The 21,696-nt window shown below is 63.4% G+C and carries 15 protein-coding genes and 1 tRNA gene; 13 read left to right on the top strand and 3 right to left on the bottom strand.

Features of this window, described 5'->3' with window-relative positions; all coding sequences use genetic code 11:
- Window positions 1–52 precede the first annotated feature (52 nt).
- Window positions 53–1,378, top strand: a complete 1,326-nt coding sequence (locus GYH29_RS20345) for an MFS transporter (protein ID WP_019104509.1) — start codon at window positions 53–55, stop codon at window positions 1,376–1,378.
- Between the two features lie 37 nt (window positions 1,379–1,415).
- On the top strand, window positions 1,416–2,582 hold the full coding sequence (locus GYH29_RS20340) for a glycerate kinase (RefSeq protein WP_161524297.1): 1,167 nt from the start codon (window positions 1,416–1,418) through the stop codon (window positions 2,580–2,582).
- On the opposite strand, the gene GYH29_RS20335 is transcribed toward GYH29_RS20340, so the two are convergent.
- Window positions 2,555–3,250, bottom strand: a complete 696-nt coding sequence (locus tag GYH29_RS20335) for a S4 domain-containing protein (RefSeq protein ID WP_039755365.1) — start codon at window positions 3,248–3,250, stop codon at window positions 2,555–2,557. The two genes, GYH29_RS20340 and GYH29_RS20335, sit on opposite strands and share 28 nt — an antisense overlap.
- Window positions 3,251–3,387: 137 nt before the next feature.
- Between GYH29_RS20335 and GYH29_RS20330 the strand changes: the two genes are divergently transcribed.
- From GYH29_RS20330 to GYH29_RS20295, 8 genes are all read left to right on the top strand, one after another.
- Window positions 3,388–4,104 carry an SDR family NAD(P)-dependent oxidoreductase gene (locus GYH29_RS20330; RefSeq protein ID WP_081555754.1) on the top strand — a complete coding sequence of 239 codons (717 nt, stop codon included), beginning with the start codon at window positions 3,388–3,390 and terminating at the stop codon, window positions 4,102–4,104.
- Between the two features lie 85 nt (window positions 4,105–4,189).
- Window positions 4,190–7,780 (top strand): exodeoxyribonuclease V subunit beta, encoded by a 3,591-nt coding sequence (gene recB, locus GYH29_RS20325; protein WP_161524296.1) that lies wholly within the window; start codon window positions 4,190–4,192, stop codon window positions 7,778–7,780.
- Between the two features lie 262 nt (window positions 7,781–8,042).
- Window positions 8,043–9,527 (top strand): polyphosphate:AMP phosphotransferase, encoded by a 1,485-nt coding sequence (gene pap / locus GYH29_RS20320; RefSeq protein WP_019102245.1) that lies wholly within the window; start codon window positions 8,043–8,045, stop codon window positions 9,525–9,527.
- Complete coding sequence (locus GYH29_RS20315; RefSeq protein WP_161524295.1) at window positions 9,502–10,236, top strand: substrate-binding periplasmic protein; 735 nt, start codon at window positions 9,502–9,504, stop codon at window positions 10,234–10,236. Before pap ends, GYH29_RS20315 begins: the two co-directional genes overlap by 26 nt.
- Window positions 10,237–10,302: 66 nt before the next feature.
- Window positions 10,303–12,000, top strand: coding sequence for an exodeoxyribonuclease V subunit alpha (gene recD, locus GYH29_RS20310; RefSeq protein WP_161524294.1), 1,698 nt, complete (start codon window positions 10,303–10,305; stop codon window positions 11,998–12,000).
- A gap of 176 nt (window positions 12,001–12,176) precedes the next feature.
- Window positions 12,177–13,061, top strand: a complete 885-nt coding sequence (locus tag GYH29_RS20305; protein WP_019102248.1) for an NUDIX hydrolase — start codon at window positions 12,177–12,179, stop codon at window positions 13,059–13,061.
- Between the two features lie 378 nt (window positions 13,062–13,439).
- Window positions 13,440–13,631 carry a hypothetical protein gene (locus GYH29_RS20300; protein WP_019102249.1) on the top strand — a complete coding sequence of 64 codons (192 nt, stop codon included), beginning with the start codon at window positions 13,440–13,442 and terminating at the stop codon, window positions 13,629–13,631.
- A gap of 192 nt (window positions 13,632–13,823) precedes the next feature.
- On the top strand, window positions 13,824–15,686 hold the full coding sequence (locus GYH29_RS20295; protein ID WP_081548495.1) for an ABC transporter ATP-binding protein: 1,863 nt from the start codon (window positions 13,824–13,826) through the stop codon (window positions 15,684–15,686).
- 169 nt (window positions 15,687–15,855) lie between these two features.
- On the opposite strand, the gene GYH29_RS20290 is transcribed toward GYH29_RS20295, so the two are convergent.
- Window positions 15,856–15,932 (bottom strand) — tRNA-Arg (locus tag GYH29_RS20290).
- Between the two features lie 137 nt (window positions 15,933–16,069).
- Between GYH29_RS20290 and GYH29_RS20285 the strand changes: the two genes are divergently transcribed.
- Window positions 16,070–16,813, top strand: a complete 744-nt coding sequence (locus tag GYH29_RS20285; protein WP_161524293.1) for a c-type cytochrome — start codon at window positions 16,070–16,072, stop codon at window positions 16,811–16,813.
- A 372-nt stretch (window positions 16,814–17,185) separates the two neighbouring features.
- Here GYH29_RS20285 and GYH29_RS20280 read toward each other — a convergent pair whose 3' ends face one another.
- Window positions 17,186–19,201 (bottom strand): UvrD-helicase domain-containing protein, encoded by a 2,016-nt coding sequence (locus GYH29_RS20280; protein ID WP_043589886.1) that lies wholly within the window; start codon window positions 19,199–19,201, stop codon window positions 17,186–17,188.
- A gap of 129 nt (window positions 19,202–19,330) precedes the next feature.
- On the opposite strand from GYH29_RS20280, the gene GYH29_RS20275 reads away from it, so the two are divergent.
- Window positions 19,331–20,152, top strand: a complete 822-nt coding sequence (locus GYH29_RS20275; RefSeq protein ID WP_019102253.1) for a symmetrical bis(5'-nucleosyl)-tetraphosphatase — start codon at window positions 19,331–19,333, stop codon at window positions 20,150–20,152.
- A 105-nt stretch (window positions 20,153–20,257) separates the two neighbouring features.
- Entirely contained in the window at window positions 20,258–21,658 is a 1,401-nt protein-coding gene (locus GYH29_RS20270) for an MBOAT family O-acyltransferase (RefSeq protein WP_019102254.1), read from the top strand.
- Window positions 21,659–21,696 lie beyond the last annotated feature (38 nt).

Below are 21,696 nucleotides of genomic sequence, written 5' to 3'. Positions count from 1 at the left end.
TCATCAGAACCAAGGAGACGCGCCGGAGGGACGGCCCCCGCGCGCAGAGGAGATGGATTTGAACCCTAGCGACACCCTGAGCGCGCCGCGGCAAGACATTCTGGCCGGCGCTTACAAGAAAGCCGTGTGGCGGCTGATTCCCTTTATTTTTGTCTGTTACCTGTTCAACTACCTGGACCGCGTCAACGTCGGCTTCGCCAAGCTGGAGATGCTGGACGCGTTGGGTTTGAGCGAAACCGTCTACGGCTTGGGCGCCGGCATTTTCTTCATCGGCTATGTGTTGTGCGGCGTGCCCAGCAACCTGATGCTGCACAAGGTGGGCGCGCGGCGCTGGATCGCGCTGCTGATGCTGGTGTGGGGCACGCTGTCCGCCTGCCTGATGTTTGTTTCCACGCCGCAATCTTTCTATGTGTTGCGTTTTTTCACCGGCGTGGCCGAGGCCGGTTTCTTCCCCGGCATCGTGCTGTACTTCACCCGTTGGTTTCCGGCCGACAAACGCGGCCAGGTGATGGCGCTGTTCATGTCCGCGATCCCGGTGTCCGGCGTGCTGGGCGGGCCGTTGTCCGGCTGGATGCTGCAGCATTTCGCCGCCGGACAAGGCGGCCTGGCCGGCTGGCAATGGCTGTTTCTGTTACAGGGCCTGCCCACGGTGCTGTTGGGCCTGGGCGTGTATTTCTATCTGAACGACGGCATCGCCCAGGCGCGCTGGCTGAGCGCGGAAGAAAAGGCGGCGATGCAACAGGCTCTGATCGACGATGAGGCGCGGCGCGCGGCGCAGCGTCCAATGGAACAGTCTTTCGCCAGCGTGTTGCGCAACGCCAACGTCTGGATGCTGGGCGCGATTTACTTCGCCATCCAGATGGGGGTGTACGCCATCAACTTCTGGCTGCCGTCCATCATCAAGAGCCTGGGTTTCCAGAGCGCAGGCGTCATCGGCTGGCTCAGCGCCTTGCCCTACTTGGCCGCTTGTTTCTTCATGGTCTGGGTCGGCCGTTCCGGCGACCTGCGCGGGGAGCGCCGCTGGCACGTGGTGCTGCCGCTGCTGATGGGCGTGCTTGGCCTGCTGTTGGCGGCCAATAGCGGCGGCGCGGTCTGGCTGTCCATGCTGGGCCTGACCCTGGCCACCATGGGCGCGTTGGCCGGCCTGTCCATGTTCTGGCCGCTGCCCACAGCCTTTCTTGGCAGCGCCGCCGCCGCCGGCGGGCTGGCCTTGATCAATTCGCTGGGACAGGTGGCCGGTTTCGTCAGCCCCTTCCTGGTGGGCTGGATCAAGGACCTGACCCATAGCACGGACCCGGCGCTGTATATTCTGTCCGGGGTGATGCTGGCCGGCGCGCTGCTGGTGCTGAGGATTCCGCCGCGGCTGGTCAATCGCTAATATCTTGCTCTTGTCATCTTTTGTGATTGAAAACCGCATGAAAATCGTGATTGCCCCGGACTCCTACAAGGAAAGCCTGAGCGCGCTGCAGGTGGCTCAGGCGATAGAGGACGGCTTCCGCCAGGTATTCCCCGCCGCTCTCTACCACAAGCTGCCGATGGCGGACGGAGGCGAGGGCACGGTGCAGGCCATGTTGGACGCGCTGGGCGGCCAGCGGCGCGAGGCCACGGCGCGAAGCCCGCTGGGCGAGACGCTGTCCGCGAGCTACGGTTTGACCGCGGACGGCGTGGCGGTGATTGAAATGGCCGCCGCCAGCGGTCTGGCGCTGTTGCCGCCGGCGCGACGCAACCCCTTGCTGACTGGCAGCCACGGCACCGGCGACATGATTCGCGACGCGTTGGACGCGGGGGCGCGCCGCTTCGTGTTGGGCATAGGCGGCAGCGCCACCAACGACGGCGGCGCCGGTATGTTGCAGGCCTTGGGCGCCAGGCTGCTGGACGCGGAAGGACGAGACCTGCCGGCCGGCGGCGCTGCTTTGGCGAGACTGGCGCGGCTGGATCTGTCCGGACTGGACCCGCGCTTGGCCGCCTGCCGCATCGATGTGGCTTGCGACGTCGACAACCCCCTGATCGGCCCGCGCGGCGCGTCGGCGGTTTTCGGGCCGCAGAAGGGCGCGACGCCGGAGATGGTGGCGGAACTGGACGCGGCGCTGGCGCATTTCGCGGTGTTGATGGAGGCCGCGTCGGGAGTGGCCGCGGCAGGGGAGGCCGGCGCTGGCGCGGCCGGCGGCATGGGCGCCGCGCTGCTGGCTTGCCTGGGCGGCCATCTGCGTTCCGGCAGCGCCATCGTCGCGGAGGCCGTCGGTCTGGACGCGGCGCTGACCGACGCCGATCTGGCGCTGACCGGCGAAGGCCGCATCGATAGCCAGAGCGTGCAAGGTAAGACGCCGATTGGCGTCGCCCGCGTCGCTCAGCGATATGGCGTGCCGGTGCTGGCGATAGGGGGGTGTTTGGGCGCGGGCAGCGAACTGACCCACGCGCACGGGCTGGACGCCGTGTTCGCCGCGGTCAGCCGCCCGTGCAGTCAGGAACAGGCTTTGGCCGAGGCCGCGGACAATGTGAGCCGCGCCGCGCGCAACGCGGCGGCGGCATTGGCCCTGGGCATGAGGCTAAGCTCTCAGAAACGCTCGAAGTCCGGCACATAACGCCACTGCCCGGCGGCCAACGGGCCGATGGCCAGCCGGCCGATGCGGATGCAGCGCAGCGCCAGAGGGCTGACGCCCAGGCCGGCGCAGATATCGTCCAGCCAGCGCGCGTCGCGCGCCGCGAGCACCAGGCGCAGCTGACGGTCGCTTTGGCGCGAAACCTTGAGGTCGCGCAGCGGCTTGCCGCCGGGGCGCAAGCCTTTTTGACGCTGCTGCAGGTCGCCGGCGGCGGGCGCGGCGTCGACATTGATCAGGAACTCCAGCTGGCAATCGGCCAGCCGCTGCGCCAGCTTGCGGTCCTGGGTCAGCGCCACCAGGCCGTGGGCGTGGTCGGCGATGGCGCCGAAACCTTGCAGATGCTGGCGATGTCGCGGCAGCCAGCTCAGCCCGCTGATATCGCCCGGCAACTGGCTGTCCGGCCCCAGCAGCGCCAGCGGCTCGGCGCCGGCGGGCTTGTGCAGCAGCAGGGTGACCGCCGCTTCGCGCTGCGCGTCGGGCCGGCCCATGAGTTCGACGCGCTGTTGCGGTTCCACCCGGCTGCCCAGCGCGGTGACGGTCTGGCCGTCCACTTTCACCAGTCCTTGTTCGATACAGGCGTCGGCTTCGCGCCGCGTGCACAGGCCCAGCTCCACCATGCGTTTTGAAAGTCGGATTGCGGCGTCGCTCATTGTGTCTGGCCTTGAGTGCGGGTGGTCGGGCGGCGATTATCCCCTTTGTCGGCGCAGCCGACAAATTCGACGAATCGAGTATCCTTCTCGTTTGGTACTGCCGCGGGACCGCCGCGCGGATTCATTTTGGAGAAGCCGTGAATATACTGATCATTGGAGCGAGCCGGGGGCTTGGCAAGGCTTTTGTGGAGGGGCTGGGGACAAAAGGGGACCGGGTGATCGGCGTTTCCAGGCGCAGGCCGGAGGGCTTGAAGCCGCCAACCGGCGTTGGCGTGGACTGGATCGAAGCCGACTTGTCCAAGCCGGCCCTGGCCGTGCAACAGGTCATTAGCGCGCTTCCGGAACAGTTGGACGTGGTGATGTGCAATGTGGGCATTTGGGAGCGGGAGGCGTTTGAGCCGTCTTATGCGTTTTCCCGTTGTTCGGATCTGGAGCTGATGGAAGTGGTCCAGGTCAATATCGCTTCGACCATTCTCTTGCTCAAGCATGTGTTGCCGCGCATGTCGGGCGCGGCCAAACCGCAGTTGTTCCTGACCGGGTCGACATCGGGCCTTCCGCGCAGCGGCCGCCCCGAAGTGGCTTTCGCCGCTAGCAAGTTCGCCTTGAGCGGCATGGCCGACGCGCTGCGAGAGGAGTACCGCGAACAGCGGCTGGCCGTGACGTGCCTGCAATTGGGCTACCTTAACACGGAGGACGATTTGTCCGTGTCCCGCGAGCAAGCCGCCGAACGGGGAGCCGGTCATCTGATCCCGCTGCATGACGTAGTGAGCTTGACGCGGGCTTTGCTGAATTTGTCCGATGCTTCCTTCGCGCGGGAAATCGTCCTGCCCGCGATCTTGGACGAGCGCTTCTGAACGTGGGCGCGCGGTGTGGACAAGCGCATCTAATCTCGTTTTCCGGGTCGTTTAAATGCTCAAATCGCATTAAAGTGTCGCCATCATGAGCCTGCTTCCCCAAGCGCTGGATGCGCTGAACTGCCCGCTGACCGGCATCAACCTGATCGAGGCTTCGGCCGGTACCGGCAAGACGTGGACCATCGCGGCCCTGTTCGCCCGGCTATTGCTGGAAGAGCGCGACGGCCAGCCGCCGCCCACTGTCGATCAAGTGTTGGTGGTCACCTATACCAAGGCAGCCACCGCCGAGCTGCGCGAGCGCCTGCGCCGACGGCTGAGCGAGCTGGCCCAGACGCTGGCGGGAGAAGGCGAGCTTGGCGGAGATCCCTTCCTGTCGGCGCTGGCGGCGCGCTTTCCGCCCGGCTCGGCGCGGGAGCAGGCGTTGCAGCGGCTTAACGCCGCGATCACCGGCTTCGACGCCGCCGCCATCTACACCATCCACGGCTTCTGCCAGCGGGTGCTGACCGACGCCGCTTTTGAAAGCAGCCAGACCTTCGACGCCGAACTGGTCAGCGACGACGAGGATCGCCTGATCGAAATCGTCGACGATTTTTGGCGTCGACGGGTGGTGGACGACCCCTTGCTTGCCCAAGTGCTGGTGGACAACGGGGAGACCCCGGACGGTTGGTTGGCCGACATCCGGCCCTATCTGTCCAAACCTTATCTGCGCATGCGCGCGCCCCACACCGCCGGCCTGGAGCGCGCCTTGCTCGCGGTGGAGCAAGGCTGGCGGGCGCTGGCGGCGCGGCCGGAATACGCGGCGGAGGCGGCCGATTTGCTGCGCTCCGCCGCCGGTTTCAACGCGCGCAGCTACAGCCCCGCCATCATCGAGCGCGCCATCGGCGCTTTGGACGGCCTGCTGGCGACGCCGGAAACCACGCCGGTGCTGGACAAGGAAAGCCGTCGCCAGCTCGACAAGCTGCTGTCGGCCTCGCTGGCCAAGGGGGTGAAGAAAGGCCACGCTGCGCCGGAACATCCCTTGTTCGGGCTGGCGGAGGCCTGGCTAGGGGCCTGGGACGCCTATCTGGACGAAGTGGCGCTGTCCGTGGCCCAGCTCAAGTTGGAACTGATCGCCTGGACCAACGAGCAACTGAGCGCGCGCCGGGCGAGCGAGCGCAGCCGCAGCTTCGACGATTTGCTGACCGACCTGGGGGCGGCGCTGGCCGATCCGATCAGCGGCCCGCTGCTGGCGGCTCACGTGGCCCGCAGCTTTCAGGTGGCGCTGATCGACGAGTTTCAGGACACGGACCCCATCCAGTACTCGATCTTCCGACATTGCTTTGTAGCGCAGCAGCGGCCGGTTTTTCTGGTGGGCGACCCGAAACAGGCCATCTACAGCTTTCGCGGCGCAGACATCTTCGCCTATCTGGCGGCGCGCGGAGACGCGCAACATCATTACACGCTGGACACCAACCGCCGGTCCGAGGCGCCGCTGGTGAGCACCGTCAACGCCTTGTTCGCGCGCGAGCTGCCGTTTCTGATCGAAGGCATCGCCTATCAGCCGGTGGCGGCGCAACCGGCTTCCGGCGGCCGGCTGGAGATCGACGACGACAGGCCGCCGTTCTGCTTCCAATGGCTGCAGCCGGAGAAGGCGGACAAGGCCGCCAGCGGCGAGAACGCCGCCGAACTGGCGGCCAACGCCAGCGCCGACGAGATCGCGCGCTTGCTGGCGCTGGCCGCCGACAGCCGCGCCGCCATCGTCGCCGGCGACGCCCGACGGCCTTTGGCCGGCGGCGATATCGCGGTGCTGGTGTCCACCCACCGTCAGGGCGACCGGGTGCGCCAGGCCTTGGCGGAGCGCGGCGTGGCCAGCGTGGCGCTGACCCAGGAAAGCGTGTTCGCCAGCCGCGAGGCCGGCGAGATGCTGGCCTTGCTGCGCGCTTGGGCGGAGCCGGCCAGCGAGGCGCGTCTGCGCGCGGCGCTGGTGACGGAACTGGCCGGGGTCGACGCCGGCGAATTGCTGGCCAGGGTGGAGGACGAGACGCGCTGGGAAGCGCAACTGCAGGCCAACGCCGCAGACCACCTGCTTTGGCGCGAGCGCGGATTCATGGCGGCCTGGCGGCATTTCTTCGCTCGTGAACGGGTGGCGGAACGCTTGTTGCCGCTGCCGGACGGTGAGCGACGTTTGACCAATTTGTCACACCTGGCTGAATTGTTGCAACAAGAGAGCGACCAGCGTCAGGGCATGGCGCCGCTGCTGGGCTGGCTGGAGACGCGAGTGGCGCAGCCGCCGGGCGGAGAGGAGGCGGTGTTGAGGTTGGAGAGCGACGCGGCCCTGGTCAAGATCGTCACCATCCACACCGCGAAGGGGCTTCAGTATCCAGTGGCCTTCTGCCCCTTTCTGTGGGGCGGGGCGCTGGAACGGCGCGACGCCGCGTTCTGGCGCTACCACGCTGAAGATCAATCCTGGCTGGCGCCGGACGCCGCGGCCGACGCCGGGGTGAAGCTGGCGGCGCGCAGCGAGTTGTTGGCGGAGAAGCTGCGCCTGCTCTATGTGGCGCTGACTCGGGCGCAGTATCGCCAATACCTGTGCTGGGGCTGGGTGCGGGGCATGGAGACGGCGGCTTTGAGCTGGCTGCTGCATGGCCGCGACGCGCGCGCGCTGCCGGAACTGGAGACGCTGGAGTTGGACGCCGAGGTGCTGAGACGAGAGCTGGGCGCTTTCGCGGCCGCGGCCAACGCCCAGGCGGCGGGCGCGTGCGCGGTGCTGGAGGAGAGCGGCGTGGGGCCGGCCTTGGCCGCGCGGCGCGAAGCAGGACGGAATTATCTGGCCCAGACATTCACGCGCCGGCTGGCCGCGCCGTGGCGGGTAGCCAGTTTCACCTCGCTGACCCATGCGCAGGCGGCCGGCAAATGGCAGGAAAGCCCGGACCACGACGCGGGTCAGCCGGCGGCGGCGGAACTGCAAGCGCCCCCGGTTTTGGATCGTTTCGGTTTTCCGCGCGGCGCCAAGGCCGGTACCTGCCTGCACGAGATTTTTGAAACCATCAGCTTCGGTGTCGATGCGGCCGGGCTGCGGCAGGCGGTGGAGCTGGCTCTGGCCAAGCACGGCTTCGCGCCGGAGTGGGGCGATGCCGCTTGTGAAATGGTGACGGCCACGCTGAACGCGGAACTGGACCCGGGCGTGAAGCTGGTTGAAGTACCGGACGGCAAGCGGCTGGTGGAAATGGAATTCATGTTGCCGGCGCCCAGGTTGGAGGTGGCGAAGCTGGCCGCCATCCTGTCCGCGCCGGAACACGGCTTGGCCGCGCCTTTGCGCGCGGCCGCGGCGCAGTTGGATTTTTCCACCGTGCGCGGTTTTCTCAAGGGCTTCATGGACTTGGTGTTCGAGTCCGACGGACGCATTTATCTGGTGGATTATAAATCCAACCACCTGGGAGGGCGGCACGAAGACTATCGCGCCGAGCGGCTGGCGGAATCCATCGCCCAAGAACATTATTACCTGCAATACCTGATTTACTGCGTGGCTCTGCGGCGCTATTTCAGCGTTCGCGGCGTGGACTTCGCCGCCCGCTTCGGCGGTGTGCGTTATCTTTATCTGCGCGGCGTCGGCGTCGAGGCCTGCGGGATCTGGAGCGATCAACCCGCGCCGGCCCTGCTGGAGGCGCTGGACCAATGGTTCGCCGGGCATGCGTAGGAATGCGGAGTGCGCAAGCCGCGGTCATAAGGCTAAGCTGAACTATCTGGAGTGGAACGCGGCCGGAAGGGGAAAGTGGCACCGGGCGCGGGCCGACAATAAGAACCTGTTCAAAGTCTGATGAGCGTCGTGAGACGTCACACGGTGAGTACAGCTTCGGAATGCTCATGTACCACCTGTGCATTCCGCTTTCTCAGCTGTTTTCGCCTTGTCTCGTTCTTGCTCGCGAGACCTTGGAACAGGTTAAAACCAAGGACGCATCATGTTCGAATCCGCCGAAATCGGCCACAGCATAGATAAAAAGACTTTCCGCGAAGCCATGCCAAAGTTGCGTGAGGCCTTGCTGGACCTGCAATATGATTTGAAGGAAAAAGCCGACTTTCCGGTGCTGATTCTGATTCACGGCTTCGACGGCGCCGGTCGCGGCGAAACCATGAATCTGATCAACGAATGGCTGGACCCGCGCCTGATCGACACCGTGGCTTTCGCCGAGGCCAACGACGACGCCCGCGCCCGTCCCTGGATGTGGCGCTACTGGATGCAATTGCCGGCCAAGGGCCGCATCGGCATGTTCTTCGGCTCCTATTACTCCGACGCCTTGTTCGACCGGGTGTTCGCCCGCAGCGACCGCGACGCGCTGGACAAGCAGATCTTCGACATCCTGCGTTTTGAACGCATGCTGACCATGGACGGCGCGTTAGTGCTGAAATTCTGGTTCCATCTGACTCGGGAGCAGCAGCACAAGCGGCTCAAGCAGATGGAAAAAGATCCAGCCAGCAGTTGGCGCGTGACCAAGACCGATTGGGAGCATTACGAGCGCTACGACAAGATACGCAAGTCCGCCGAGCACATTTTGCGGCTGACCAATACCGCCGCCGCGCCCTGGGTGGTGGTGGACGGCGAGGACGCCAATTACCGCAGCCTGACGGTGGGCAACACCCTGCTCAACGCCATTCGCAACCGGCTTGCTCAGGCGCAGGGTTCTAAGGCCGAGCTGATAGACGCGCCGCCGTTGCTGGCGCCGATAGACAACAAGCTGTTGCTGGACACCCTGCAACTGGACCAATCCATGGACAAGGCCAAGTACAAGGCCGAACTGGAGCAATTGCAGGGCCGGCTGCACCGGCTGACCCGACATCCGCGCTTCGCCCAGCATTCGTTGGTACTGGCTTTCGAAGGCAACGACGCCGCCGGCAAGGGCGGGAGCATCCGCCGCATCACCCAGGCGCTGGACGCGCGCCGCTACCGAGTGGTGCCCATCGCCGCGCCCACCCAGGAAGAAAAGGCCAAGCCCTGGTTGTGGCGCTTCTGGCGTCATGTGCCGGGCAAGGGCGGCATCACCATCTTCGACCGCACCTGGTACGGCCGGGTGCTGGTGGAGCGGGTGGAAGGCTTCGCCAAAGAGGCGGACTGGATGCGCGCCTATTACGAAATCAACGACTTTGAGCATCAACTGAGCGAAAACGGCGCCGTCATCGTTAAATTCTGGCTGGCCATCAGCAAGGAAGAGCAGATGGCGCGTTTCAAAGGACGCGAGGAAACCGGTTTCAAACGCTTCAAGATCACGGAGGAAGACTGGCGCAATCGCGACAAGTGGGACGCCTACAAGCTGGCCGTCAGCGATATGGTGGACCGCACCAGCACCAGCAAAGTGCCCTGGACGCTGGTGGAGGCCAACAATAAATACTATGCACGCATCAAAATTCTCAAAACCATTTGCGATGCGCTGGAAGCCCGGCTTGCTTGAGCGTGGCGTCAGCCTGATTGCCTTGCTGCTGGCGGCGCAGGCCGCGCCCGCGGCGGTGCCTAGCCTGCGCGCCGGTGTGGCCAATGACAGTTTTGGCCCGCTGTACAGCGTGCAGGACGGCGCGCTGGCCACTCAGTACCGTGCCGCGCTGGAGCTGATCGGCCGGCACAGCGGCGTCCGCTTCGAACTGGAGTACTACCCGTCGTCGCGGCTGCAGCAATTGTTCGAGGTGGGCAAGGTGGATGTGGAGGTGGGGGTCAATCCGGCCTGGCGCGCCTTGTCCCCGGTGGCCGGCTTCTACACTCGGCCCATCGACGTACAGACGCTGCGGCTGTGCTTCGCCGCCGGCAAGCGGCGCAAGGGGGCGACGCCGGCCAGCCTCAACGGCCTGAGTCTGGGTGTGCTGCAGGGGCGGACCTACCCTGTGCTGGAGCCTGGTTTCGCCAGCGGTCAGCTCAAGCGGGTGGAGGCCGCCAGCGAGAGCGATCTGCTCAGCGGCCTGCGTCAGGGCAGCATGCAGGCCATCGTCCTGAGCCAGCGTCAGCTGGACGCGCTGCTGAACCGCGCGCCGGAGGCGCAGCCCTGCGCGGCGGGCGACGCCGTGGGCAGCGTGCCGGTGATGTTGCGTCTGCATCCGCAATACCGGCAGCTGTTGCCGCAATTGGACAAGGCGATTCAGCAGTTGCAAGATAACGGCAAATTGCGCTGAAGCGCCTCCAGTCTTCCCATTAAGGCTCCGCGCCGCGCGGAGCGCAAAGCATCCGGATTCTCGCCCATGTCTGTCCAGCAAGCCCTGTTGCCCGCCGAACTGGCGCGCTTGTTCGTCCGCCTCGATCCCGGAGTGGATGAGGCCGCGTTGGCGCTGATTCATGAACTGGCCAGCGCCAATCAGGCCGGCCACGTCTGCCTGCCGCTGGCGCAGCGTCCGGAGCGCAAAGCCTTGCAGGCCAGCGCGCTGGTTGGCCGCCCCGGCGATTACGCTCCCTTGATCCTGGACGCGGCCGGCCGCTTGTATTTTGCCCGTCACTGGTTCGATGAAGCACGGCTTGCCGAGCGCCTGGCCGCCCTGGCCGAGCCGGGGCCGGCGCTGGACGGCGCGCGCTTGCGTCCGCTGCTGGAGGCCTTGTTCGGTTCGGCATCCGCGACGGGGCCGGACCGGCAGAAGCTGGCAGCGGCTCTGGCGGCGCGCCAGCGCTTGATGGTCATTTCCGGCGGCCCGGGCACCGGTAAGACCACCACCGTGCTCAAACTGTTGGCCTTGCTTGCCGGCCTGTCGCCGCGGCCGCTGGTCATGGCGATGGCTGCGCCCACCGGCAAGGCCGCCGCGCGGCTGTCTGAGTCAGTGCGCGGCGCGCGCGAGCGGCTGGACCTGGCCGAGGAAACACTGCGGCAATTGCCGCAGCAGGCGCAGACCCTGCACCGTCTGCTGGGCTTGCGTCCGGGCGCGGCGGCGCCGCGCCACCACGCGGGCAACCCTTTACCGCTGGACGTGCTGGTGGTGGACGAGGCGTCGATGATAGATCTGTCCTTGATGGCGCGCATGGTGGAGGCCCTGCCGTCCCAAGCGCGGCTGATTCTGCTGGGCGATCGCGATCAGTTGGCCTCGGTGGACGCCGGCGCGGTGCTGGGCGATCTGTGCGCCAACATCCATTACCGGCCGGACACGCTGGAGTGGCTGCGGGTGAACTGCGGCGAAACTTTGCCGCCCACGCCGGGCGCGGGAGGCAAACTCACCGATTGCGTGGCGCTGCTCACTCACAGCCATCGTTTCGGCGCCGACTCCGGCATTGGCGAACTGGCGAGAAGGGTGAACGCCGGCGATGGCGCCGGCAGTTGGGCGGTGTTGCAAGATCCGGCTTGGCGCGATGTAGAGGCGGTGCCGACGCTGGACGCGGCGGAAGTGCTGGCGCGCTGGCGGCCGTATTGGCGGGCGGTGCGCGCCGGTGAGCCCCTGGCCGAGCGCCAGCGAGCCTTCGCCGGTTTCATGTTGCTGGCGGCGGAGCGGCGGCAGGTAGAGGCCTTCAATCTGCGCATTGAGCGACAACTGGAAGCCGATGGGGACAAGCCGGCCGGCCGAGACTGGTATCCGGGGCGTCCGGTGATGATCAGCGAGAACGATTACGGCCTGGGCCTGTTTAACGGCGACATCGGCTTCACGGTGCAAGGCGAGGCCGGTTTGAGGGTGGCTTTTCCCGGAGACGACGGCGGCTGGCGCGAGTTCGCTCCCGGCCGCCTGCCGCAGCACGATACCGTGTACGCGATGACGGTGCACAAGAGCCAGGGGTCCGAGTTCGGCGAAGTCTGTTTGCAGCTGCCGGAGGCGGCGGGGCCGCTGCTAAACCGGGCGCTGGTGTATACCGCGATCACCCGGGCGCGGGAGCGTTTCGTCGTGTCCGGCGCGCAGCCGGTGTGGGAACAGGCGGCAGAGGCGGCGCCGCAACGTTACTCCGGGCTGGCCGACAAACTGAAATGACGTTGTTGTTAAATTGAATGAGCGACGCGGTTTTCGTATTGGCCACCGAGACAATTCCGCAACATCCTACCGCAAAATAATCTGTTTATTTGCCGGCTGTTACGCCAGATATAGTCAAAGCCGAAGAAGCATCCTAAGATGCAGCCTTCCCGAAACACATCGCAGCGGAGTCGGCAATGCAAGTGGATGCGGTTCTGGCCTATCTCGACAAGATCACCCGTTTTGATCGTCAGCAGTTCACGCCCTTGTATATCGGCAAGGAGCGCTTGGGTTGGGTCAACGCGGCGTGGAAGGAACGTTTGCTGAACAGCGAATCCCAGCTGTTCGAGGAGCAATACCAGAAACTGCATTGCCGTCTCGACGGTAGTTACCGCAGCATCAGCCATGCGCTGGCCCAAGCGGCGCGGCGCTGGCAACAGGCAGGCTGGCTCAATGGCTGGCGCAATGAAAACTTCACCGCCTTCCGTCACGATGGATCCCCGTATTTTGAGCTGGAGCGGGCCGCCTTCCGCCCGCTGGGCCTGACCAGCCGCGCCGTGCACCTGAACGGGCTGACCCGGCTGCCGTCCGGCGAAGTGCGGATGTGGGTGGGGCGCCGCAGCCCGCACAAGGCGGTGGACCCCAATCGCATGGACAATCTGGTTGGCGGCGGGGTGGCCGCCGGAGAGACCATTGAACTGGCTCTGGAGCGCGAGGGCTGGGAGGAAGCCGGCGTGCGCCGCGAGCAGGTGCTCGGCTTGCCGCAATCCAGCTTGCTGCTGGCCGAGCGTCCTGTGCAGCGAGGCCTGCATCGCGAATGGATTTACGCCTTCGACCTGTGGTTGGAGTCCGGCGAAATCCCCTGTAATCAGGACGGCGAGGTGGCCGAGCACATCCTGACGCCGTTTGCCGAAGTCGAGCGCTTGCTGCTGGAAGAGCGTTTCATGATAGATGCGGCGCTGGTGGCTACCGACTGCCTGGCGCGCCACGGCTATTGGGGAGAGCACACCCCGACGATAGACGCCGCCTTGGCGCGCATCCGCCGTCCGCAGCTGCACGACGTGCACGCACTGGCTCACTAGCCGGTTTCGAAAGCGCCGGGCCGCCTCAGCGGCGGTTCCGCCTGGCCGGGCGCGGCATTGGAATAACTCCCCTTGGTTTATGTTACAACTGCGTGAATTAATTCAGGAATCTTTGCCTGATACTGCTAGTAATGGGTAGAATCATTCACAAGAGCGGCAAAAGCCGTCAATAAATGCCATGGGCTAAAGGCCCGCGCCGTTTTCCCACGCCAAACACCGAGCCACCACACGCCGTCATCTACGAAACGGCGCTTGGCTTGTATTGATTTATGCCATTGGATTCATTTTGGCAGGATTAACGAAACGGCGGCATGGCGAATTTCTCACTTTTTGTCGGCGGCGATGGAAGCCGCCGCGGCCTTGGGGGACTCAAGGGGGATGTATCGTTTGAAACTGATCTCGGAGCAGTTCGGCGTCGACGACAGCGGGCCGCTGCATCCCAGCCAGGAGCAGGCGCGGCGGGCCGCGCTGGTGATGTGGAACGTCTACCGCGGCCAACTGCGCATCGAGATTCACAGAGTGGTGGACCTGCGCAGCCGCAAGACGGAAAAGCTTGAGGAGTTTTGCTGACTGTCGCGTTTTAGCCAATGTAGTTGACGACAAATAAACTACGTTCGTGTTCATTGGCTGAATATGACAAATGGGGGCGTGGTCGACGCTAATTTTCCATTGCGTGATTTCCAGCCCTTGGCTATTGTCCTACTTCCTATTAAACCCAAAGCAGGCGCGGCCCAAGCGGCGGCCTCTGCACTGGAGCGATCTTTGTTCAACTGGTTCGAAAAGCGGATCAATCCGTATCCCGACACGTCTCCCGCCCAACCCCCCAAGGGCTTTTTCCCATTTTTGTGGTTCTGCACCCGCGGCTTGCGCGGCCTGATTGCGGCCGTCATTCTGTTGACCGCCGGCATCGGCGCCTTTGAGGCTTTGCTGTTCTCCATGCTCGGTTCCGTCGTGGACTGGCTAAGCTTGGTCAAGCCCGCGCTGTTGTGGGACACGCAGCGCCATAATCTGCTGCTGCTGGCGGGCATTCTGCTGGCGAGCCCGTTGCTGATCGCCCTGCAGGCCTTGATCAAGTATCAGGGCATTTCCGCCAATTTTCCGATGCTGCTGCGCTGGAATTTCCATCGCCACCTGCTGCGGCAGAGCATGAACTTTTATCAAGACGAGTTCGCTGGCAGGGTATCCGCCAAGGTGATGCAAACCGCGATCGCGGTGCGCGAAACAGTGATGATCGTCGCCGACATTCTGGTGTTCGTGGTGATTTACTTTGTCACCATGATCGCCGTGGTCGGCAGTTTCGACAGCCGTTTGCTGTGGCCCTTCCTGGCCTGGCTGGCCTTGTACGTGGCCACGCTGTATTTCTTTGTGCCGCGCCTGGGTCTGGCCGCCACCGCGCAGGCAGACGCGCGCAGCCTGATGACCGGCCGCATCACCGACGCCTATACCAATATCGCCACGGTGAAGCTGTTCTCGCACGCCCAGCGGGAGGCCGGCTTCGCCCGCGGCGCGATGCAGGAATTCCTGGCCACGGCCTATCGTCAGATGCGTTTGATCAGCGGCTTCGAAATCATCAACCACAGCCTGAGCATGTTGCTGATCGCCAGTACCGCCGGCGCGACCTTGTGGCTGTGGAGCATGGGCGAAGTCGGCGTCGGCGCGGTGGCGGCGGCCACCGCGATGGCCTTGAGGTTAAACGGCATTTCGCACTGGATCATGTGGGAGATGGCTTCGCTGTTCGAGCAAGTGGGCACGGTGCAGGACGGCATCGCCACCTTGTCGCGGCCGGTGTCGATCAATGACCGGGCCGACGCCAAGCCCTTGGAAGTGAAGCAGGGAGAAATCCGCTTCGACCAAGTGGACTTCAGTTACGGCGGCAGCAAGACCGTGATCGAGCAATTGTCGCTAACGATACGCCCGGGCGAGAAGATCGGCCTGGTCGGCCGTTCGGGCGCGGGCAAGTCCACCATCGTCAACTTGCTGTTGCGTTTCTATGATTTGGACGGCGGCCGCATTTTGATTGATGGCCAGGACATCGCTCATGTGACGCAAGACAGCCTGCGCGCCCAGGTGGGGATGGTGACGCAGGATACTTCCTTGTTGCACCGCTCTGTGCGCGACAACCTGCTCTACGGCAGGCCGGACGCCGGCGACGCCGAGATGGAGGCGGCCGCGCGCCGAGCCGAGGCGCATGACTTCATCCTGACCTTGACCGATCCGAAAGGTCGCAGCGCTTACGATGCCCATGTAGGAGAGCGGGGGGTCAAGCTGTCCGGCGGGCAGCGCCAGCGCATCGCCATCGCCAGGGTGATGTTGAAGGATGCGCCCATCCTGTTGCTGGATGAGGCCACCAGCGCGCTGGATTCGGAAGTGGAAGCGGCGATCCAGCGCAGCTTGTACCGGCTGATGGAAGGCAAAACCGTGGTGGCTATCGCTCACCGCTTGTCCACCATCGCGGCGATGGACCGGCTGATCGTGCTGGACAAGGGACGCATCGTGGAAGAGGGCGATCACCGCAGCCTGTTGGCCAAGGGCGGGTTGTATTCGAGGCTGTGGGCGCACCAGAGCGGAGGCTTTCTCGGCGAAGAGGACGACGATGCCGCCGAGCCGGTGGCCACGTTGGCCTGAGGCTAGACGAATGGAGCGAAGCGGGACGCGTGAGCGGCCCGCTTTTTCATTGCGGCGACGCTAGAGCAGCATGACCGCGCAGGACGTGTTTCGACGAAAACATGGTTTTGACGTTAAGCGTGGGAAATAATGAGGAAAAGCGGGAAAAACAGAAAACTTCGAGGAGTTGTGGCGCACCCGACAGGGATCGAACCTGTGACCTTCAGCTTCGGAAACTGACACTCTATCCAACTGAGCTACGGGTGCGCTGTGCTTGCTTTGAGGCAGGCCCGCATCATAGCGCAACTTCCTTACCCGAGTCCAGTGTATGGTTTTGCCTTGCCTTCAGGCTTACCGTATAATTATCCTATTTTAAATGTCATTAATTCCAGGCGAGGCTCGTAATGAGTAATGAGAACGGAATGGCTCCCGGCCAGGTCATCAAAGTGCTGGTTGGCGTCGTTGTCTTTCTTGTGGTGGCAATTTGGCTTCTGGCCAAGCTGGCCACCAGCGGTTACAACGTGGATGCCGAAGTAATGACCAAGGAGGCCGTCGCGTCTCGCCTGAAACCGGTCGGTGAAGCCAAGGCCAGCGACGCGCCTCCGGGAATGCGCACTGGCGAACAGGTATATAAAGGCATCTGTATCTCCTGTCACGGCACCGGCCTTGCCGGCGCCCCCAAGTTTGGCGACACCGCTGCTTGGGGCTCGCGCATCGCCAAAGGCTGGGACATGCTGACCCAGCACGCGCTGCAGGGCTTCAACGCGATGCCGGCCAAGGGCGGCGCAACCGACTTGAGCGATGATGAAGTGAAGCGCGCGGTAGCCTATATGGGCAACTCCGCGGGTGGAAAGTTCACTGAGCCGCCGGTGGGCGGCGCAGGCGGCGCGGCCGCGGCGGCCGATCCGGCCGTGGTGGGCAAGAAGATCTACGACAGCGTGTGCATGGCCTGCCACGCGGCAGGCATCGCCGGCGCGCCTAAGTTAGGCGACAAGGCGGCCTGGGCCGTGCGTCTGAAGCCGGGCCTGGACGAAGTGGTCAAGATCGGCATCAAGGGCTTGAACGCGATGCCGGCCAAAGGCGGTTACACCGGCAGCGACGCCGAGTTCCGCTCCGCTGTCGAGTACATGGTGAATAATTCCAAATAATCGGCTGATCAGCGCAGCAAAAAACGCCTTGCAATACCGCAAGGCGTTTTTTATCGCCTAAAAGCGAGGATTTCTATGTTTTTTGGGAAATTTCTACCGGATGAAATGGCAATGTGCTATGTCAACAAAACCCCGCTGTAAGAAGGGACAGGTGCCCTTCGGAGGCGCATAGTGCATGATGGCTTCATCTGTTTAGGTCGTGAAGCGTCAGGCGCTTCGCGGCTTGGTGTGGGGATTCAGTGGGCTTCCACTTTCGCTTCACCCAGAGATGTTCCTCATTCTTCATATGGCGCCGCTGGCGCCATTTTCTTTTTGGTGGCCGGTATAGACCGTCGGCGCGGAAGCAAGTTCTCGCCTGCGTCGCCGGCGCCTTCATGAATCCGCCGGTTTCTCCTTGTTGGCCAGCATGGCGCTGAGGCTGGCCAACCGCGATTTGCCCTCGGTTTTGCTGACGATGGGTTCGGCGCCGGGTTTGCCGAAGTGGCGCAGATCATCGCCGTTGATCTCGGAGATAAAGCGCGACGGCTCGACAAACTGCCATTCACCGGCGCGTTTGCGCTTGACGCAATAGGTGAGCGTCAGCATGCGCTGCGCGCGGGTGATGCCGACGTACATCAGCCGGCGCTCTTCCTCCACCATGCCGTTGTCCACCGATTCGCTGTGGGGCAGGATGCCTTCCTCGGTGCCTACCAGGAACACGTAAGGGTATTCCAGGCCCTTGGACGCGTGCAGCGTGGACATTTTCACCGCGTCTACCTCGCCTTCCTCGCGGCCTTCCAGCATGGTGATCAGAGCGATGGTCTGGGTCAGCTCCACCAGATTCTTGCCGCTGTCCTCGCCTTTGCGGCTAAGCCAGCTCACCATTTCCAGGATGTTTTTCCACTTGGTTTCGGCGATGCGCGGGCTGTCCTCGCTATCGTAAAGCCAGGCCTCGTAGCCTATCGCCTGCATCATTTCCATCGCCAGTGGGCCGCCATCCTCGCGGGTGGCGCGGTATTGCAGATTGGCGATGAAGTCGCAGAACTGTTCCAACGGCTCGAGTTGGGCTTTTTGTACTTGCAGGCGGAAACCCTCTTCATGGGCGCAGGCGAACAGGCTCTTGCCGCGTTCGCCGGCCCAGGCGCCCAGACGTTCCAGCGTGGTGGCGCCTACGCCGCGCTTGGGCGTGGTCAGCGCGCGGATGAAGGCCGGGTCGTCGTTGGGATTGGCGATCAAGCGCATATAAGCCAGCATGTCTTTGATTTCCGGCTTGTCGAAAAAACTCTGGCCGCCGGCCATCTGGTAAGGAATGCGTTGGTTGCGCAAGGCTTGTTCGAAGATGCGCGCCTGGTAGTTGCCGCGATAGAGGATGGCGTAGTCCTTGAACTCGGTGCGGTATTCGAATTTATGCGCCAGCAGCCTTTGCACCACGGTCTCAGCTTCGTGCTCTTCGTCCTTGCACTGAACCACGTGGATGGGTTCGCCCAGGCCCAGTTCGCTCCACAGTTGTTTCTCGAACAGCTTGGGGTTGTTGGAGATCACCGAGTTGGCCGCGCGCAGGATCCGGGCGGTGGAGCGGTAGTTCTGCTCCAGCTTGATGACCTTGAGCTTGGGGAAGTCGCTTTGCAGCAGCCTCAGGTTTTCCATATTGGCGCCGCGCCAAGCGTAGATGGACTGGTCGTCGTCGCCCACCGCGGTGAACATGCCGCGCAGGCCGGTCAGCAGCTTGACCAGCTGGTATTGGCAGGTGTTGGTGTCCTGGTATTCGTCTATCAGCAGGTAGCGCAGCTTGTTCTGCCACTTCTGCAGCACTTCTTCATTACTCTGGAACAGTTGCACCGGCAGGCGGATCAGGTCGTCGAAGTCCATCGCCTGGTAGGCGCTTAAAGTGTCTTGATAGGCCACATACGTGGTGGCGCAGATGCTTTCCCATTCGCCCTGAGCCTCCAGCAGCATCTGGTCCGGTGTTTTCAGATCGTTCTTCCATAGCGAGATCTGGCTCTGCACCTTGCGCACCTCATCCTTTGAGGTGGTTTTCAGAATGTCGGAGATGATCTTGCCGGCGTCAAAGGCGTCGAGAATGGAGAATTGCGGTTTATAGCCCAGGTGCGGCGCTTCCTGGCGCAGCATTTGCATGCCCAGAGAGTGGAAAGTGGATACGGTGATGCCGCGGATTTCCGCCGGCGTCATCAGCTTGCCCACCCGTTCCAGCATCTCGCGCGCGGCCTTGTTGGTGAAGGTGATGGCGGCGATATTGCGCGCATTGATGCCGCCTTCGCGGATCAGGTGCGAAATCTTGAAGGTGATGACTCGGGTTTTGCCGGAACCTGCGCCGGCAAGCACCAGCAAGGGGCCGTCAAGATACTGGATCGCCGCGCGTTGCGGCGGATTGAGCAAGGGAGCGGACATGGCGGTATGGGGGAAGGGGCCCGGCAGGGCGCAGTAAATCGGTAACTCAGCCAGTGCATTGTAGCATGCGGTATCATGGCGCTATCCGCGGATGACATCTCAGATCGATCCGCCACTTATGGGGTGCATATGGCCATCTACGCTATTGGCGACATTCAAGGGTGTTTCCAGCCGTTTCAGCAGTTGCTGCGGCAAATCGATTTCAATCCCGGCAAGGATACTTTGTGGTTGACGGGAGATTTGGTCAATCGCGGGCCGCAGTCGCTGGAAGTACTGCGCTGGGTGTTCCAGCATCAGGATCATGTCGAGATCGTGTTGGGCAATCATGACCTGCACTTGCTGGCGGTGTCCGAGGGCTTCGGCAAACTGCACCGCAGCGATACGGTGCTGGACATCCTCAACGCCGCCGATGGCAAGGTCCTGCTGGACTGGTTGCGCTGCCAGCCAATGATGATAGCCGGCCAGGGCTACGCGATGGTGCACGCTGGGTTGCTGCCGGAGTGGAGCATAGATCGCGCGCTGGATCTGGCGGAGGAAGTGGAAGCCGGGCTGTCAGGCCCCAGGCATCGTGAATTCCTGTCGCGCTTGTACGGCAACCGGCCAACGCGCTGGAGCGAGGAGCTGCGCGGCTCGGACCGTTTGCGCGTGATCGTCAACGCGATGACCCGGATGCGTTTCTTGAACCGCGACGGAGAGATCGATCTTAATTATAAGGGCGAGCTGGAGAACGCGCCGGCCGGCCTGACGCCCTGGTTCGAGGCGCCGGGACGCTGGCAAGGCGAGATGCCCATTATCTGCGGCCATTGGTCTGCGCTGGGCGTGCATATCACCGACGATGTGGTGGCTATCGACTCCGGTTGTTTGTGGGGCGGCAGCCTGACCGCGATGCGTTTGGGCGACCAAGCTTTATTTTCCTTGCCGTGTTCCGCATATCGCGAAATAACCGCGTAAAGAATATTGGCGGCGGCGCTGTAAATAAAATATTGGCAAGCCATAGTCAGCCGGGCCCTATGGCTGTCATAATCTCGGCTCTTGCCAGAGCCGTTTTTTATTTGTATGAGTTACCTTTCGATTGAGTTCGCACTGGCATTCCTCGCCTTTTTCGCCCTGTATTGGCTGTGCCGCAAGCGCACGGATTGGCAGAATGGTTTGCTGTTATTGGGCAGTTACGCCTTTTATGCCAAGCTAGATTGGCGTTTTGCGCTGATTCTGGCCGTTTATACCCTGTTATTGACCCTGATATCGTCGTGGATGCTTGATTCCGTCCGACCCAAGCGCTGGTTGCGCATGGGGCTGCTGATGGCGGTGGGCAATCTGGCGGTATTCAAATACTTCGACTTCTTCCGTGAAAGCGCGCAAGCGGCTTTGCATGCGCTGGGTATTGCGGCGATATTGCCGGCGGTGGATTTCCTGATGCCGGTGGGCATCTCCTTTTACACTTTTCAATCGGTCAGTTATCTGGTGTCCTTGTACCGCGGCGAGTTGCGTTTCGCCCGGGCCAGGGAACTGGGGCTGTTCCTGGCTTTCTTCCCCACTTTGTTGGCCGGGCCTATCTGCCGGGCCACCGGGCTGCTGGAGCAGTTGCGCAGCGGCGAACGCCGCCACATCTTGCAACTGGACCGCGCGTTGGGACTGATCGTGCTGGCCCTGGCCAAAAAACTGTGGCTGGCCGGCTGGCTGGCCAGCGCCTGGGTGGACCCGGTGTTCAGCGCGCCGGAAACCTACCACGCGCTGGAGGTCTGGGCGGCGTTCTACGCCTACGCCTTCCAGATCTATCTGGATTTCTCCGGCTATACCGATCTGGTCACCGCCTTGGCGCTGCTGCTGGGCATCCAGTTGCCGCGCAATTTCGACGCGCCGTATCTGGCTCACAATCTACGCGATTTCTGGCGGCGCTGGCATATGTCGCTGTCCAGCTGGATTCGCGATTACATTTATATTCCCTTGGGCGGCAACCGGCTGGGCTTTGCCCGCGCCCAGCTCAATTTACTGCTTGCCATGGTGTTGTCCGGCCTGTGGCACGGCGCCAGCCTGAAATACCTGGCGTGGGGCGGCATGCACGGTTTGGGCGTGGTGGGTTTGAATCTGGGAGACAAGCTGCTTGGCAAGGAGGCTGTGTCGCGGCGGCTGACCTGGCTGGCGCGTCTGCTGACCTTCCATTACGTTTGTCTGGCCTGGGTGTTTTTCCGCGCCGCGTCGCTGGAAGACGCCTGGAGTTTCTTGGAAGCCATGACCGGCACCGATCAGGAACTGACGCTGAACGCGCCGGGCTTCCTGGCGCTGAGCGCCGCGGCGTTTGCCGCGCTGCCCTATCTGGGGGCGGCTTGCGAACGCGGCATCGCCCAATTGGGTCGCCTGCCGTGGTGGGGCAAGCCCAGCTTGCTGGCCGGCTGCGCCTTGCTGATCATCGTGGTGTCGCCGCCGGGCATTCCTGGCTTTATTTATTACCAGTTTTAGCCGTGCCGGCGCGATGGCATCTCCGCTCTCGCGCTTTT

The organism is Chromobacterium haemolyticum, from assembly GCF_009936155.1.
GTDB lineage: Bacteria > Pseudomonadota > Gammaproteobacteria > Burkholderiales > Chromobacteriaceae > Chromobacterium > Chromobacterium haemolyticum.
Note: the sequence above shows the minus strand (reverse complement) of the source record. Positions and strands in the feature narration are given on the sequence as shown.

Coding starts and splice junctions, on each gene's coding strand:
- GYH29_RS20345 (WP_019104509.1), top strand. CDS start 53: ATGGATTTGAACCCTAGCGACACCCTGAGCGCGCCGCGGCAAGACATT.
- GYH29_RS20340 (WP_161524297.1), top strand. CDS start 1,416: ATGAAAATCGTGATTGCCCCGGACTCCTACAAGGAAAGCCTGAGCGCG.
- GYH29_RS20335 (WP_039755365.1), bottom strand. CDS start 3,250: ATGAGCGACGCCGCAATCCGACTTTCAAAACGCATGGTGGAGCTGGGC.
- recB (WP_161524296.1), top strand. CDS start 4,190: ATGAGCCTGCTTCCCCAAGCGCTGGATGCGCTGAACTGCCCGCTGACC.
- pap (WP_019102245.1), top strand. CDS start 8,043: ATGTTCGAATCCGCCGAAATCGGCCACAGCATAGATAAAAAGACTTTC.
- GYH29_RS20315 (WP_161524295.1), top strand. CDS start 9,502: ATGCGCTGGAAGCCCGGCTTGCTTGAGCGTGGCGTCAGCCTGATTGCC.
- recD (WP_161524294.1), top strand. CDS start 10,303: ATGTCTGTCCAGCAAGCCCTGTTGCCCGCCGAACTGGCGCGCTTGTTC.
- GYH29_RS20305 (WP_019102248.1), top strand. CDS start 12,177: ATGCAAGTGGATGCGGTTCTGGCCTATCTCGACAAGATCACCCGTTTT.
- GYH29_RS20300 (WP_019102249.1), top strand. CDS start 13,440: ATGTATCGTTTGAAACTGATCTCGGAGCAGTTCGGCGTCGACGACAGC.
- GYH29_RS20285 (WP_161524293.1), top strand. CDS start 16,070: ATGAGTAATGAGAACGGAATGGCTCCCGGCCAGGTCATCAAAGTGCTG.
- GYH29_RS20280 (WP_043589886.1), bottom strand. CDS start 19,201: ATGTCCGCTCCCTTGCTCAATCCGCCGCAACGCGCGGCGATCCAGTAT.
- GYH29_RS20275 (WP_019102253.1), top strand. CDS start 19,331: ATGGCCATCTACGCTATTGGCGACATTCAAGGGTGTTTCCAGCCGTTT.
- GYH29_RS20270 (WP_019102254.1), top strand. CDS start 20,258: ATGAGTTACCTTTCGATTGAGTTCGCACTGGCATTCCTCGCCTTTTTC.